This is a genomic window from Microcoleus sp. T3_D1 (assembly GCF_036700405.1).
Taxonomy (GTDB): domain Bacteria; phylum Cyanobacteriota; class Cyanobacteriia; order Cyanobacteriales; family Microcoleaceae; genus Microcoleus.
Genome location: NZ_JAUBOV010000073.1, coordinates 26,796 through 40,473, shown reverse-complemented (window position 1 = coordinate 40,473; position 13,678 = coordinate 26,796). Strand labels below are relative to the sequence as shown.

Genomic DNA, 13,678 nt, shown 5'->3' with positions numbered 1-13,678 from the left:
TTTAGCAGAAGACTTTAAAGATAAGGGCTGTAAGTTTGTGATAATTTTGGACAACGCTAGTTTTCATAAAAAAGCAGAGACTTTGCAGAAAATAGCGTCAGAGATGCCGAATCTAATCATAGAGTTTTTGCCAAAGTATAGCCCTGACTATAACTTAATTGAATTAGTATGGCATTCCGCCAAGGAATATGTTGCTAATAGATTATTTGAATCCATTGAAAAACTAGAAGCACTGTTACATAAACTGTTAAATGAAGGAGGACTAATTATGAAATGGAACCGAAAAATAAAAAATAAAGGTAACGCGAGTTAATGCAGTTTAGATGTCGAACAGCTTATCTTTAACAACACGAACATCTACTTGCGCTTGAGCTGCTGCATAAAACGGGTCCCAAATTACCCAAGCATCTACGTTACCTTGTTGGAAGGCAGATCTGGCATCGGCTGGTGTCAGGTTGGCAGGCTCAATCTCAGTCCATTTTATCCCGGCGGATTTCAGTGCTTTTGCTAATAGGTAATTGGCGCTTGAACCTTTTGTAAAAGCTATTTTCTTACCCCGCAAATCCCCAAGGGTTTGAATGGCCGAATTAGCAGGGACTAAAATACCTGAACTGCGGTCTTTGGGGGCGCTACCACCAATGTAAAGCAGAGGCGCGTTAGCAGCCTGGGCAAAGACTGGAGGAGCGTCCCCGGTGCGCCCGATGTCGATGCTGCCGACGTTTAGGAATGAAAAATAAATAAGGTGACTAATAGAGCAATAGTTTACCTTGTATCAAGGCTTCTGAGGTTTAATTGTGCAATTTTTTGACTCGCATTGAGATGCAGCAATTGTTAGAAAATTTATGGCAAGAAAAAGGATTTACCGCGCTACTGATCACTCATGACGTAGAAGAAGCAGTGGTATTAGCTGATAGAGTTATTTTAATAGAAAATGGTCAGATTGCAATGGACTGTTATATTGAGATGCCGCGACCGAGGCAGAGAGGAAATTCTGTATTTTCTGCGAAAGTAGAGGCGATTTTGCAGCGCGTTATGGGTCAAAAAGAAAGTAGCAAAGATGCAGAGAAAGTTGCAATAGGTAGGTAAAAAAACCCCAACTATGTAAAGATAAGTAAATACGGATAACGGATCTACCAAGGTAACTCAGATATGGGCGCTCGTTTAAGAATTTTTCTGACTCGCGAGCTCTTCGTCAGCCAATCCGATGCACCCGGATTTGATATCACTCGCAGAGACTAAACTCCGATCGATACTTCACCGTTCCGCTGCAATCCTGCAAGGCTCCACGTTCTAACTCCAACACCATAAACGCTTCATCGGGCACATCATATTCACATTTTAAGCTCTTTCTACTAGCAGGAATGAATCCAAAACGCGGATAAAAATCTGGATGACCGAGCACAACCACTGCCTGAAATCCCGATCGCCCGCACTCTTTTAAACCCTCCCGAATCAGCAGCGTTCCGATACCTTGCCGCTGATAGTTGGGTAGAACTGCGACTGGCGCCAACCCCTGAATCGACAAATTGCTAGAACATTTGCCCTCCACGACAACCGGACTGAAGAAAATGTGTCCGACAATGCGATCGGATTGTACCGCAACGAAGGAAAATGTAGATGCAATTCCCCGCAATCGATCGACTAGATTAGCCTCATTTTCTCGCCCGAATGCCGCAATGTTAATGTTGCGAACAGCTTCTACATCTTCTGGCTTTTCGGTACGGATATCCATAGCTTAGATTAATGGTTGTGCGGCCGCTCTGGCAGACGAATTACTACAGAAACTGTTTCTATCTTGCGATCGCGATATTAATCAAATTATAGTGCTCCTGAAGCCTTTTTCCGGTTTTTGAGTTATATATTTTCGGCAACCAATTATACAACGAGTTGCAGATGAATGTCAAATCGTCGCAAAAGTCGGTCGATCGCTTCGGGAGCATCTCATATTTGTAAAAACACTTATAATGGCTCCTTCCTTCTTCCTCCTTCCTTCTTCCTCCTTCTTCTTTCCTCCTGACTCCTGACTCCTGACTCCTGGCTCCAATTTCTAGCGGAGGGCTGCATAAGTGAGATGCTCCCATCGCTTCCAATCTTCACGCCCGGACAGTCTTCTTTATCGTCACAGCGTTTTAATGAAATTAAAGCGCTCCACTGGTTATGCTGATTCTAAATGAGTAACCGGAATTTGTTCGGTTCTTTCAGGCAATCTCGCTCCAGTTGCAACGGCATGAACCGCATGAAGAATATCGGCTGAATAGTATCGATTGCCGCAGTTATCGCAAACACCGATGGTCACATCTTCAAGAATGACAAATCCATTTTTATGTTTGAATGCCTCGCGCTTGACAGTGCGGGGTTGAACGGTTCCTTCGCAATACTCACATCTGTATTTATACATACAATTAGCCATTAAGTTGAGTGACTTCATAAACCGTGATGATTAGATAACGTCCGTTACTAGCGAAACGTCCAACCACTCCAACAGGTGTTTGTCGATCCAGTGCAGTCCCCACTACTACATATTTTGTACCTCTGGGGTCGTCTTTTTCAACCCGGATAATCTGACCGCTCAGAACCGCCTCTTCTACATCCAGGATAGTCAGCAAGTCCTCAGCCATTTCTTCCATTGCGTGGGCTGACATATCGTACTGGCGGAGGCGAATTTTCTCTCTGATACGGTCAATATCGTTGCGAGGCACTGGCTGATTAATGTTACATCCAGGCAATCATAGCAAGTTATTGTTCAAAAATCTATCATTTTCAATTCCTTAAATATCTGGTTTTACTTCCTTCGACCCGACTTACTAACTACTCTTATTGCGGTACAAGCTGACTGGAAGACAATCGCTTAATGCCCTCCCTCGCTGTAGTTTCTCCGGCTTTGTCACCGCCCTCACGAGCAATTTTTAAAGCTTCCTCGTAGGATTCGAGAGCTTGAGCATTTTGACCGAGACTTTCATGAATTGCGCCCATATTGTTGAGCAAGCGTCCGATACTTGTCTTGTCGCCGATTGCTTCTAACATCGGTATTGCTTGCTGAAAATATATCAGCGCTTGAGTATCTTTGCCGAGTTTGCGGGAGGTAAGTGCCATGTTGTTGAGGAGGCGGCCGACGCCAGCCCTGTCTCCGATTTCCCGGCGAATTGCTAAAGCTTGGTGGTAAAATTCCATCGCTCTATTAAAGTCGCCGATGTTGTAGTAGACGCCGCCCATATTATTGAGGGTACGGCCTAAATCGCGTTTATCGCCGGCGGCCGTGCGAATCGTTCGCGCTTGCTGGTAAAATTCGATCGCCTTGGCGTAATTGACCTGTTCTGCGTACACGGCCGCGATGTTGTGGAGGGATTCTCCAATTTCAATTTGGTCGTCGGTAGTTTTGGCAAGTTCCAAAGCTTCTTGGTGCAGTTTCATCGCTTCGGAAAAATTGTCCCCAATCCGGTTGACGAAACCGATGAGATTGAGAGTGCGCGCGATACGACGCCCTCCGCTGATTTCTCGGTGAATGACTAAAGCTTGCTGCAGAACTTCCAAAGCTTTGGGCCTCAAACCCATTTCGCCATAAACTTCCCCCATATTGTTGAGGGTTTCTCCGATTCCCGCTTGGTCGCCTAGTTGCTTGCGAATTGCCAAAACTTGCTCGAAAGTCTCGATTGCTTCTCGAAACAAACCCTCGCGGTGCTGTTTTACTCCTGTTTCAAAGAGTTGGTCTGCTTGCGTTTTGGGGTCAGTTCCCTGAGCCTGATCGATCGCTTGGGCGAGCCTCGCAGTTATAATTGGGGCATAAGCCCGGGCGTCTGAAATTGCCAGCAAGCTGAGTGCGGGCGATAACACCATACTTATAGCTGCGAGATAGCTGAAGTGATAAGAGCGGCAGTGCACCGATCGAGTCCTCCAATAGCTAAGTGATAACTATTAAGATAGAGCTTTTTGGGGTGTTCCTGCCAAACTTTTTCTCAATCGCTAGCTTCTGATACCAGTTTCAAAAAAGAAGGCAACTGTAGACCCGTGCTTCAAACCCATACACAATCAGTCATTCCCAATTCTTCAATCCAAAATCTAAAATCTAAAATCTAAAATCCCATGACTGGGTTTTTGTCTTGCCAGACTGCCATAATCAGCGGCATATTGTTGAGAGCGGATATGACAGCAAAGTTTTTGCTGGGTGGAAGCGATGCTTTTTCAGGGCTTTGCAAGATGATGTCCTGTTGGTCAACCGTGATCCAAGCAATTCCTGACAAAACTTGAATTTCTCGATGAGTTTGAGGCAATCTGTATACCTCGTTTTCCATCAGAATAATACGATCTGGCGCTGCACATTCGGAAGATATTTGAAGCATAGCATCTCCTACTTGGTAATTGGTAATTGCTAATTTGTAATTGGTAATCGAGGACTGTATTTCACTTCATTTCCACGCAACCCACACACTACTATTGGCAATAACGCCGATCGAGCCAAGCCCGCATTTCATCATCCGTCGCCACGCAGGTAGAACGACCAGTCGCCCGATCGCAACCGTGCCACCAAGTGTTACCATAGCGATCGCACGTCTGCCAAATTCTCAGTTCGTCCTCACTAGAAATGAGGTCGAGCAAAAACTGCCCAATTTTTTTTATAGCTGGAAAGAGAGATAGCCCTTTAGGTTTTTCGGATGGTTTAGCTCGATCGGCTATCAAAAAAAACATCATTATTCGGGGGTTTATCCCACTGTTGTAAGTAGACATAGCCAACACCTTAAAGTGATAACTCCTACAAACATTGCACCAATAAAATTACAAAAAATAGCTTTTAGCTGCAATAACGTCATCGCAATTACAGCACAATATGGTTATCGTGCAAGCCCTGTAAAAGTCTATCTGTTACCTGATAAATTAACCTTAACTCTGGGGCAATTGACAATCAAAGCATTGCTTGCATAGGTTGTATGAATAAAATCGATATATCGAAGCCCTTGTGACAATTTGGGTACTACTGGCACAAACGCTATGAACGAAATCAATACGCGGCGGATGAAACTCTCTCAGATTCAAGCTTTGATAGCTGTAGCAGACTGTGAAAACTTTAGCGAGGCGGCTTTGCAATTGGAACTGTCCCAATCCGCCGTCAGCCACGCCATCGCCTCTTTAGAAACAGAATTGGGAGTGCAATTGTTCCACCGGGGGCGACACGGTGCTCAACTGACGCCAGTGGGGGAAAGGGTAGTGAGTCACGGGCGTCAAATAGCCTGCGCCTTAGAAATGATGGTCAAAGAAGCGGATTTGGAAAAAGGTTTGCAGGGAGGCCAGGTACGGATAGTTACTTTTCGGAGTGTCGCAACTCATATCCTACCGGGTATTATTGCTAAATTTCGCAGTTGCTTTCCCAAAATTACGGTCAGCATTACCGAAGTTTATTATACCCAAGCTGTGGAAGAGGCTTTGCGATCGGGCAAAGCAGACATCGGTTTTGTCTCTCTTCCCATCTCGGATGAATTTGAAACTAGAGAAATTTTGCGGGATAAATATGTTGTATTGCTGCCGCCAACTGCCAAATTGTCAAGTGCTAAGATTACCTGGAAAGAATTAGCGGCTTATCCGTTGATTTTGCAGCCGGTAGAAAATGCTTGTTCTGTACCGCTGCGAAAATATTTGACAACTTCGGGGTTTCCCTTAAATATCGCTTACGAACTCAGCGAAGATTCAACTATTGTCAGTATGGTGATGCAAGGTTTGGGTACAGCAATTCTGCCGCGTTTGGCTGCGGAACCGATACCTACTTCGGTGAAAGTTTGCAGTTTACCTGCGGATTTTGAGAGGGTAATCGGGGTGGCTGTTTTGAGGGATGGGCTGTTAATTCCGGCGGTGTTTGCGTTTTTGGATTTAGTTAAAAGTGCTCCAGAGGTTGATAGTGAGGGTGAGTTTCCGATTAATCCTTCATGATAAACTTAAGTCAGTTGTTATTGGTTATTTGTGAGATTGGGATTTTGTTACCGCAGATATCAGCAGATGGACACAGATGAACGCGGATGGGATTTTATCTGCGTTCATCTGCGTTCATCTGCGGTTAAAAAAATGGCATAAAATAGTACGATCGCTGATTGCCTACTTCATGCGCTTTGCAACAAGACTAGAACTGTCGCCTTGGTGGAATTTGATTCGACCATCTACCGAGTTTTTATCGTTTAATTTGAGCCAACCGCTACCAAATGCAGGATCGTTCTCGTCATTACCGTCCCATGTAAACTCAAATCGCTGATCCTTTCCATCTTTTACGACTTCGCCGTCAATTTCACCTGATACTAAACCGAATTGAAATTCTCCCGAACCTGTAGGTTCAATCTCGATATAGGCTTCCACTTCCATGTCCAAGTAATCACTATCCCACATTGCCATCTCTGTGATCCGCCATTGGCCGCTATATTGCATTCCTTTCATCCTCCACTTGTATTATTAATATTTGTCATCTCTCTCACCCAGTTGCGGAAATTTACCTCCGCTTCTACTTCATCTAGCTGCGCTGCTGCCAAGAATTCGTAGAGCTTTTCCTTGGGCACGATCGGAAAAGTGGGGCTGACAGATACTTCCAAATACTCATTGTTCTCTAGCTGATAAATTCGCCATTCTCTACCATTGTACCGCCAAAACTCCGGTACTCCCATACTGGCATAGAGAGCTGGCTTATCAATATCAGTATGGGTGATATCTACTTCTACGACTAAATCGGGTGGCGGATCTGTGGCTATATTTACTGTACGACCGGCTACGAGGGGCTGATTTTGGATGTAATAGGCATTGTCTGGTTCTGCACCGCGCTCTAAGTCCGATCGATCGAGGGTTGTCGAACCCATTGTTTTGATTTTTAAACCTAGCTCTACAGCCAAAATAATAATCAGTCGTTCGATTAAGCGTGCCGAAAATTCGTGTTCTTCTAAAGGCATGGTAATTTCTAAAATCCCTCGATCGAATGTCAATGTAGCCGCTCGGTTATCGCCTAAAATCTGTAGCAGTTGTTGATAACCCTGCCAAGTAATATTTCTCAACACTACTCGCTTTTCGCCTATAAGTAACGGTGGTGCGATCGGCGCAACAGAAATCATATGTTTACTTCCAGCTAGGATATATCTAAGATAACATAAGGAACAGGCAAGATGCCTGTTCCACAACACACAAATTATTATTGAACAGGCAAGATGCCTGTTCCACACACAAATTATTATTGAACATTGAACAGGCAAGATGCCTGTTCCACAACACACAAATTATTAAACAGGCAAGATGCCTGTTTCACAACACACAAATTATTAAACAGGCAAGATGCCTGTTCCACAACACACAAATTATTAAACAGGCAAGATGCCTGTTTCACAACACACAAATTATTGATTGTGGAACGGGCATCTTGCCCGTTCTTAAAAATACTCAACAAATTCTATTTACTCTTATCTGTTCTCAGTCGCAAAATAAATTCCGCTAGTGCTAAATCTACGGGCGTTGTGACTTTCAAATTCGTCTCTTCTCCCTCCACAATTTGCACTGGTAAACCGCATTTTTCAAACAAAGCCGCATCGTCGGTAACTTCCCAACCTTTTTGTCGCCCTTCTTCGTGACACTGCTTTAACAATTTCACTTCAAATCCTTGGGGAGTCTGGGCTGCCCACAAATTGCTTCTGTCTGGGGTGTCTCGCACGATCCTACGCTCATCTACGACCTTAATCGTATCCTTGACCGGGACGGCGACAATCAAGCCCGGACAGGTCAAGAGGGCCTCGGCAGATCGATCGAACAATTCAGCAGTTGCCAAACACCTCGCGCCGTCGTGAATCAACACTCGATCGGCATTGGGCGGCAAAGCTTGCAAACCGTTGTAAACTGACTCTTGCCTGGTGGCGCCTCCTTGAATCAGTTCCACGGGCTTAACCAAAGATAAATCGCTCAGAATGGCTTTAAAATCAGGAAAATCGTCTGGCTGGCCCATGATGCCAATCCAGCTAATGTGCTGCGAAGCTTCAGCAGCAGCCAAAGTCCAACTCAGCAAAGGTTTAGAGAGCAAAGTCAGCAGCAGTTTGTTCCGCTGACTCCCCATCCGTCGCCCCGAACCCGCTGCAGGAATTAATAAGTGCATTTACTAACCGTTTTTAACCCAACTAGATATATATAATAAGAGCGTCCTGTACTTTTGAGTCAGTTGTTTAGCTGTCAGCCAGTAGCTTTTAAGGTCTAGAAATACTATAAGCTGATAGTTGAGAGCCGATCTCTGAGAGCTACCTCGATCAATAATAGCCCGATCGTTTATGATGCGAATACTAGCACTTGTCCCTGGCGGGATTGGCGACCAAATTTTATTTTTCCCCACTCTTGATGACCTCAAGCAGTCTTATCCCGACGCGCAAATTGATGTCATCGTGGAACCGAGGGCAAAGGGTGCTTACCGAGTCTGCAAATCCGTCAAAGAAGTCTTGACGTACAATTTCAAAGACCGCAACGCTATGGCAGATTTGGGCAATTTACTGGGCGTAATTCGCGATCGCGAATACGAAGCAGTGATTTCCCTTGGCCAGCGGTGGACTGTAGGGTTGCTGCTGTGGCTGACAGGCATTCCGCAGAGAGTTGGCTATTCGGGAACCAACGGTGGTCGATTTCTCACTGCTGCTGTACCGCTGAAAACTGAACAGTACGCCGCTTCAATGTACCATGATTTGCTGCAAGGATTTAACATTACAAATCCTTGTCCGGCGATCGCAATTAATGTACCAAAACAGGACATTCAGTGGGCGGAAGCCGAACAGCAGCGGTTGGGCGTAAAAGAAAGCGGATACATTTTGATTCACGGCGGTTCCAGTCAATTAGCTCTGTCTAAAGGTATTGACAAAATTTACCCTACAGACAAGTGGAAGCAAATCATCGAAGACTGTCAGCAGCGGCAGCCGAATTTGCCCGTTGTTGTTGTGAAAGGCCCAGAAGATGCAGAGTTCGTGAAAAAGTTAGTCGAGTTATGTCCGAATGTAAAAGTTATCTCGCCGGATGATGTCGGCAAGTTGGCGGCCACTATTGCTGCTGCTAATTTGATGATATGTACTGACAGTGCGCCGATGCACTTAGCTGTGGCGGTTCAAACTTATACAATAGCTTTGTTTGGCCCGACTGAACCGGCGAAATTGTTGCCAAAGAGCGATCGATTTTTGGGCATTAAATCTCCTACTGGCAAAATGGCAGACATCTCTCCTCAAGAGGTTTTAAAGAAGGTTTGGGGCGGCTAAGAACAAAAGTTCGTAGTAAGGACTTTTAGCTGGTTAGCTGGTTCCCAGGCTCTGTCTGGGAACCCATATCTAGAGGCTCTGCCTCGCTGCTTGTGTGCGCTTCACAGGAGCCAAGCCGGGGGACGAGGAAAGAAGTGGGGGATCTAAAACTCGATGTTAGTCTTCCAAATCATCCATCATCTGCTGCATTTCCTTCTTCTTTTGCTTGGCAAACTCAACGCTGCCCAAACTTGTCAACAATCCGCCCGAAGCAGTGAGAGTAGCCTCTGAGATTTTCTCACAAAATAGAAGTGCGATCGATCCGAAAGTAACCATTGCCGATGCGGCGGTGACAAAAAAGGCAAGATTGTAGCTTTGGCGAACTTGCCGCAACGATTCTCGCAGCATTTCTTTCTTAATTTCGCTATAATATTCATCAGGTTGCGAGTTGCCGAATAAGTTAAAATTCATAACTGTTTCCTTTCCTAAATACTGATAAGTTTTTGTTTCTACAATTACTCTACCGAAGCAAACAGCGAGAGTCTAGGGCAGATAGGGCGAGTTTTAATTTGCGATATGCCCTAATTTTTGGGGCAGATAGGGCAGGAGATTAAAACCTATCTGCCCTAGACACACAGAAGTATTTAAATATAGAATGTGAGTGCGATCGGAGTTACGGATGAATAATCATGAAATCTCGCTCCCGCTAGCCCCCATGCTGTTTCCTTCCCCCGAAATCGGCCAGGGAATTCATTCCCTGGCTAATAGCAAAAGTCGGTTAAAACCGACTAAAATACTAATTTTTAGTCCTCTTAAGAGGACTTTCGCTATGAGACAGGGAATTCATTCCCTGTCGGACTGTCGGACTCTCCCAAAACCCGCCAGGGAATGAATTCCCTGGCTAATAGCAAAAGTCGGTTAAAACCGACTAAAATACTAATTTTCAGTCCTCTTAAGAGGACTTTCGCTATGAGACAGGGAATTCATTCCCTGTCGGACTGTCGGATGATGGAATTAACTGAAAAACCAATAACAATAGCTAACAAATTACTATGCGCGACTCCGATAAAGTTCAATCGAGTGCAAAGGGATAAGAGTATCTCCGAGAACAAATTAAAGAAAAAGGTTTTACTCAAGAAAAACTTGCCCAACTCGCCAAAGTTTCCACCGACACGATTAAGCGCTTACTCGGTACAAAAGACTGCCCCAATGGCGTAGAAAGATGGCAAGTTACCAAGATAGCTGAAAAATTAGGAATAGAACCCACAGATATTGTTGACACCAAAAATTGGAATGCCGAAAATTCGCTGCCGCCAGAGTTTGAATCACTCATAGCAGAAAAAATTAAAACCTTTTGTGGCCGCCAATTTGTTTTCAAGGCTTTTCAGCAATTTATCACCGAAAATCCTTGCGGTTATTTTACAATCATCGGGGATGCGGGAATGGGCAAAAGTTCGATCGTTGCCAAATACGCCTCCGAACATAAATCTCCCTGCTATTTCAATATTATCGTCGAACGCCGCAACAGACCAGAATTGTTTTTGAAGAGCATTCGCCGGCAATTAATTGACCGCTATCAATTGCCAAATTCAGAAGATGCCGATTTACCAACTTTACTGACAAAGGTGGCGGGAAAAATCCCTGCTGGCGAGCGTTTGGTAATAGCAGTTGATGCACTGGATGAAGTCGAACAAGAATCGGGAGATAATCTTTTACATTTACCGAAAAATCTGCCTAATAACGTATATTTTCTCCTGACTAGGCGACCCTATAGCCTCGATAAAAAGCGGCTGTTAGTAGATGTTCCCGAAAAAGAGTTAGATTTAAGAGATCAAAAGTATCTTAATTTCCATCATGATGATATTAAAGAATATATTCGCTTTGTTATAAATACCGATTCTGACTATCAAAATGGACTGAAAAACTGGATTCAAACCCGCAACATTGCCGATTCAATTTTTGTTGAACAAGTGACCAATAAAAGCGAAAATAATTTTATGTATTTGCGGTATGTTTTACCAGCAATTGCTAAGGGCGATTACAATGACTTGGATTTAAAGCAATTGCCAGACGGGCTGCAAGAATATTATCAAAACCATTGGGTGCGGATGGGGATGGACGCTAAGCCAGGGCAATTGATGGAGATTGTCTTGTATATTTTACTAGAGATTGGCACGCCGATTCCCTGCGAGATGATTGCTGGAATTGCCGAGGTAGATGAATGCGATGTGAAACAGGTTTTAGAAGATGAGTGGGTTGAGTATTTGAAAAAGCAGAATGTAGAAGGAGAAATCTGCTACACCATCTATCATGCTAGTTTCCTTGACTTTCTGAAAGCAAAACGGGAGATGGATTCAAAGCGGAAAATTTTTAAGGAAGTAAATCAACGGATTGCTGAGTATTTAGAAAAGGAGATGGCGTGAGATGGCAGAATTTACTGACAAGTTAGCGGCCAAAACACTTTTCTGTCAACGTGCTTATCTGGGCAGCTTACTGCCAAATTATGTCAAGTCTGGACATTTAGGAAAATATTATGAAAAGCTGACGGATTTTAACTTCCTAATGGCAAAAATTCAGCATCCTGACTTTGGGTTGCAGGCACTTATTGATGATTTCAATCTGGTTGACGGTTCAGAAGCATTAACTCACCCAGAGTACAACTCAGAAAAAGTTAAAGCCCTGAACTTGATTCAATCGGTACTGTGGATTTCAGTGGATATTTTGACTCTAGATAAGACGCAACTCGCAGAGCAATTGTTAGGGCGCTTGCTGCACTTTAACATTCCGGCAATTCAGGGAATGGCAGAGGTAGCTAAGCAGTGGAAAGCAGCACCTTGGTTGCGTCCTTTGACATCTTGTTTAACTCCCCCTGGCCGGGGACTGCTGCGTACTCTCAATGGTCACACCAGTTTGGTAAATGCAGTAGCCGTCACTGCTGATGGCAATCGGGTGATTTCTGGTTCAGATGACAAAACAATCAAAGTCTGGGATTTAACAACTGGAAAGGAACAGTTCACTCTCAATGGTCACACCAGTTCGGTAAATGCAGTAGCCGTCACTGCTGATGGCAAGCGGGCGATTTCTGGTTCACATGATAATACCCTGAAAGTCTGGGATTTAACAACTGGAAATGTCATTGCTAGTTTCACAGGTGAAAGCCCGATCGCCTCTTGCACCATCGCACCCGATGGACTCACAATTGTGGCAGGCGATGAATCCGGTCGCGTATATTTCCTGCGGCTAGAAGGGATGGAGGCACTAACATGAATTCCTCTCCTCTGGCAACTCCCATCTCTACCGATTCTTACCCAAAAGAATTTCAGCAACTCCTGCGAGAAAAAACCGAGAATTTTGCAGGCCGCAAGTTTGTTTTTTCTGCGATATCCGACTTTCTGCACTCCCACAGCCGCGGTTATTTCACAATTGTCGGCACTCCCGGCTGCGGCAAAAGTTCCATCCTCGCCCAATATGTCACCGCCCATCCTCGCAGTATCTATTACAACGCTGCGGTTGAGGGCAAAAATCGAGCTGAAGATTTTCTCGCTTCTGTCTGCACTCAACTGATTGACAAATACCTTGCCGCCAATGGGGAAACATCGGAAATCCTCAATCTCAAATCTCAACTTCAAAATCTCGAATCCCATGATGGGAGTTGGTTTCTGTCTTTGTTGCTTCAGCAAATTAGCGATAAATTAAACGTAGCTTGCGAGACGGCACGTCATCGCCAAAAGTTGATAATAGTCATTGATTCTGTAGACGCGATCGCCCGCACCAGTCAGCCTCCCAGCTCAAATCTGTTTTATCTGCCGAGATATTTGGGCGATCGTACTTATTTTATCCTCGCCCGCCGCCCGTTTTTGAGAGAGAAATCCGGTTTGTTAATTGAAACCCCCTCTCAAACTCTCGATTTAAGAGATTATCCCGCCCAAAATCGCGAAGATGCCCTTAACTACATTCAGCAATACCTATCAACCGCACCGGATTTAACTCAACCCGAATTCTGCCAACAACTCGCCACAGTCAGCGAAAACAATTTCATGTATCTGAGTCAGATGTTAAGGGCGATCGGCGAGAATTCACACCCCGATGCTAATCTGGGAGAGTCCTCACTTCTCTCTGAACTTCCTCCCGGTTTAGCAGCGTATTATCAAAACCACTGGCTGCGGATGACAGGTGATGGCTTATCGGCGATCGACTTGTCTGTGCTGAATGTTTTGGTAAAATCCCCAACAGGTTTGTCTGTAAGTGCGATATCCAATATAATTGATCGGGATGAATACGATGTTGAAAAAGTGTTAGACAATTGGATCGAGTTCTTAAATAAACAAGAAATGGGAGGAGAGATTTGCTATAGTTTGTATCATAATAGTTTCCGGGAATGGCTAGGCAAACAATCTATTTTAGAATCATGATGAGGACAAGGCAGTGTCCATAGGAGTCAACTTAACGTTACACCGATAGTCCGA

19 protein-coding genes and 1 pseudogene are annotated in these 13,678 nt (G+C 44.5%); 8 read left to right on the top strand and 12 right to left on the bottom strand.

Annotation, left to right across the window (positions count from 1 at the left end; translation table 11 throughout):
• A partial coding sequence (locus QT992_RS25885) for a transposase (RefSeq protein WP_333378061.1) occupies positions 1-313 on the top strand: 313 nt, incomplete at its 5' end.
• A 6-nt stretch (positions 314-319) separates the two neighbouring features.
• Here the strand turns inward: QT992_RS25885 and QT992_RS25880 are convergent.
• Positions 320-760, bottom strand: a pseudogene (locus QT992_RS25880) (ABC transporter substrate-binding protein); the annotation flags it as partial.
• 44 nt (positions 761-804) lie between these two features.
• Between QT992_RS25880 and QT992_RS25875 the strand changes: the two are divergent.
• Positions 805-1,086, top strand: a complete 282-nt coding sequence (locus tag QT992_RS25875; RefSeq protein WP_333056912.1) for a hypothetical protein — start codon at positions 805-807, stop codon at positions 1,084-1,086.
• Positions 1,087-1,222: 136 nt separating this feature from the next.
• On the opposite strand, the gene QT992_RS25870 is transcribed toward QT992_RS25875, so the two are convergent.
• The 6 genes from QT992_RS25870 to QT992_RS25845 all read right to left on the bottom strand — a co-directional run bounded on the left by QT992_RS25870 (position 1,223) and on the right by QT992_RS25845 (position 4,686).
• On the bottom strand, positions 1,223-1,732 hold the full coding sequence (locus QT992_RS25870; RefSeq protein WP_333056914.1) for an N-acetyltransferase: 510 nt from the start codon (positions 1,730-1,732) through the stop codon (positions 1,223-1,225).
• Between the two features lie 423 nt (positions 1,733-2,155).
• Entirely contained in the window at positions 2,156-2,398 is a 243-nt protein-coding gene (locus tag QT992_RS25865; protein ID WP_333056915.1) for a YgiT-type zinc finger protein, read from the bottom strand.
• Positions 2,399-2,402: 4 nt separating this feature from the next.
• A complete protein-coding gene (locus QT992_RS25860) occupies positions 2,403-2,699 on the bottom strand; it encodes a DUF4258 domain-containing protein (RefSeq protein ID WP_333056916.1) in 297 nt (98 codons plus the stop codon).
• A 115-nt stretch (positions 2,700-2,814) separates the two neighbouring features.
• Positions 2,815-3,834, bottom strand: coding sequence for a tetratricopeptide repeat protein (locus tag QT992_RS25855; RefSeq protein WP_333378058.1), 1,020 nt, complete (start codon positions 3,832-3,834; stop codon positions 2,815-2,817).
• A 236-nt stretch (positions 3,835-4,070) separates the two neighbouring features.
• Entirely contained in the window at positions 4,071-4,337 is a 267-nt protein-coding gene (locus QT992_RS25850; protein WP_333102082.1) for a hypothetical protein, read from the bottom strand.
• Positions 4,338-4,428: 91 nt separating this feature from the next.
• Entirely contained in the window at positions 4,429-4,686 is a 258-nt protein-coding gene (locus QT992_RS25845) for a hypothetical protein (protein ID WP_333337027.1), read from the bottom strand.
• 51 nt (positions 4,687-4,737) lie between these two features.
• Between QT992_RS25845 and QT992_RS25840 the strand changes: the two genes are divergently transcribed.
• Both QT992_RS25840 and QT992_RS25835 read left to right on the top strand, forming a co-directional pair.
• Positions 4,738-4,917: a hypothetical protein gene (locus tag QT992_RS25840; protein ID WP_333378055.1), complete on the top strand. Its 180-nt coding sequence runs from the start codon at positions 4,738-4,740 to the stop codon at positions 4,915-4,917.
• Between the two features lie 66 nt (positions 4,918-4,983).
• A complete protein-coding gene (locus tag QT992_RS25835; protein WP_333337026.1) occupies positions 4,984-5,916 on the top strand; it encodes a LysR family transcriptional regulator in 933 nt (310 codons plus the stop codon).
• A gap of 162 nt (positions 5,917-6,078) precedes the next feature.
• On the opposite strand, the gene QT992_RS25830 is transcribed toward QT992_RS25835, so the two are convergent.
• The 4 genes from QT992_RS25830 to ispD form a co-directional block, all read right to left on the bottom strand.
• Positions 6,079-6,411: a hypothetical protein gene (locus tag QT992_RS25830; RefSeq protein ID WP_333337024.1), complete on the bottom strand. Its 333-nt coding sequence runs from the start codon at positions 6,409-6,411 to the stop codon at positions 6,079-6,081.
• Positions 6,408-7,073 (bottom strand): Uma2 family endonuclease, encoded by a 666-nt coding sequence (locus QT992_RS25825; RefSeq protein ID WP_333337022.1) that lies wholly within the window; start codon positions 7,071-7,073, stop codon positions 6,408-6,410. Before QT992_RS25825 ends, QT992_RS25830 begins: the two co-directional genes overlap by 4 nt.
• A 116-nt stretch (positions 7,074-7,189) precedes the next feature.
• Positions 7,190-7,399 carry a hypothetical protein gene (locus tag QT992_RS25820; RefSeq protein WP_333378052.1) on the bottom strand — a complete coding sequence of 70 codons (210 nt, stop codon included), beginning with the start codon at positions 7,397-7,399 and terminating at the stop codon, positions 7,190-7,192.
• 6 nt (positions 7,400-7,405) lie between these two features.
• Positions 7,406-8,098 (bottom strand): 2-C-methyl-D-erythritol 4-phosphate cytidylyltransferase, encoded by a 693-nt coding sequence (ispD, locus tag QT992_RS25815; RefSeq protein WP_333337018.1) that lies wholly within the window; start codon positions 8,096-8,098, stop codon positions 7,406-7,408.
• Positions 8,099-8,270: 172 nt separating this feature from the next.
• On the opposite strand from ispD, the gene QT992_RS25810 reads away from it, so the two are divergent.
• Entirely contained in the window at positions 8,271-9,233 is a 963-nt protein-coding gene (locus tag QT992_RS25810) for a glycosyltransferase family 9 protein (protein WP_333337053.1), read from the top strand.
• A 156-nt stretch (positions 9,234-9,389) separates the two neighbouring features.
• Here the strand turns inward: QT992_RS25810 and QT992_RS25805 are convergent, their stop codons facing one another.
• Positions 9,390-9,683: a TRADD-N-associated membrane domain-containing protein gene (locus QT992_RS25805; RefSeq protein ID WP_333318685.1), complete on the bottom strand. Its 294-nt coding sequence runs from the start codon at positions 9,681-9,683 to the stop codon at positions 9,390-9,392.
• A 641-nt stretch (positions 9,684-10,324) separates the two neighbouring features.
• Between QT992_RS25805 and QT992_RS25795 the strand changes: the two genes are divergently transcribed.
• From QT992_RS25795 to QT992_RS25785, 3 genes are read left to right on the top strand one after another with little or no spacing between them, the layout of a single operon-like run.
• Positions 10,325-11,635, top strand: coding sequence for an NACHT domain-containing protein (locus QT992_RS25795; protein WP_445305312.1), 1,311 nt, complete (start codon positions 10,325-10,327; stop codon positions 11,633-11,635).
• Between the two features lies 1 nt (position 11,636).
• A complete protein-coding gene (locus QT992_RS25790; RefSeq protein WP_333337016.1) occupies positions 11,637-12,479 on the top strand; it encodes a hypothetical protein in 843 nt (280 codons plus the stop codon).
• Positions 12,476-13,624, top strand: a complete 1,149-nt coding sequence (locus QT992_RS25785) for an ATP-binding protein (RefSeq protein ID WP_333337014.1) — start codon at positions 12,476-12,478, stop codon at positions 13,622-13,624. The genes QT992_RS25790 and QT992_RS25785 overlap by 4 nt, the downstream gene beginning before the upstream one ends.
• Positions 13,625-13,678: the final 54 nt, after the last annotated feature.

Bases quoted from the DNA above. Each gene is read 5' to 3' on its own strand.
- QT992_RS25785 (WP_333337014.1), top strand. From the start codon at position 12,476: ATGAATTCCTCTCCTCTGGCAACTCCCATCTCTACCGATTCTTACCCA.
- QT992_RS25825 (WP_333337022.1), bottom strand. From the start codon at position 7,073: ATGATTTCTGTTGCGCCGATCGCACCACCGTTACTTATAGGCGAAAAG.
- QT992_RS25835 (WP_333337026.1), top strand. From the start codon at position 4,984: ATGAACGAAATCAATACGCGGCGGATGAAACTCTCTCAGATTCAAGCT.
- QT992_RS25850 (WP_333102082.1), bottom strand. From the start codon at position 4,337: ATGCTTCAAATATCTTCCGAATGTGCAGCGCCAGATCGTATTATTCTG.
- QT992_RS25830 (WP_333337024.1), bottom strand. From the start codon at position 6,411: ATGAAAGGAATGCAATATAGCGGCCAATGGCGGATCACAGAGATGGCA.
- QT992_RS25810 (WP_333337053.1), top strand. From the start codon at position 8,271: ATGCGAATACTAGCACTTGTCCCTGGCGGGATTGGCGACCAAATTTTA.
- QT992_RS25870 (WP_333056914.1), bottom strand. From the start codon at position 1,732: ATGGATATCCGTACCGAAAAGCCAGAAGATGTAGAAGCTGTTCGCAAC.
- QT992_RS25855 (WP_333378058.1), bottom strand. From the start codon at position 3,834: ATGGTGTTATCGCCCGCACTCAGCTTGCTGGCAATTTCAGACGCCCGG.
- QT992_RS25845 (WP_333337027.1), bottom strand. From the start codon at position 4,686: ATGATGTTTTTTTTGATAGCCGATCGAGCTAAACCATCCGAAAAACCT.
- ispD (WP_333337018.1), bottom strand. From the start codon at position 8,098: ATGCACTTATTAATTCCTGCAGCGGGTTCGGGGCGACGGATGGGGAGT.
- QT992_RS25790 (WP_333337016.1), top strand. From the start codon at position 11,637: ATGGCAGAATTTACTGACAAGTTAGCGGCCAAAACACTTTTCTGTCAA.
- QT992_RS25805 (WP_333318685.1), bottom strand. From the start codon at position 9,683: ATGAATTTTAACTTATTCGGCAACTCGCAACCTGATGAATATTATAGC.
- QT992_RS25865 (WP_333056915.1), bottom strand. From the start codon at position 2,398: ATGTATAAATACAGATGTGAGTATTGCGAAGGAACCGTTCAACCCCGC.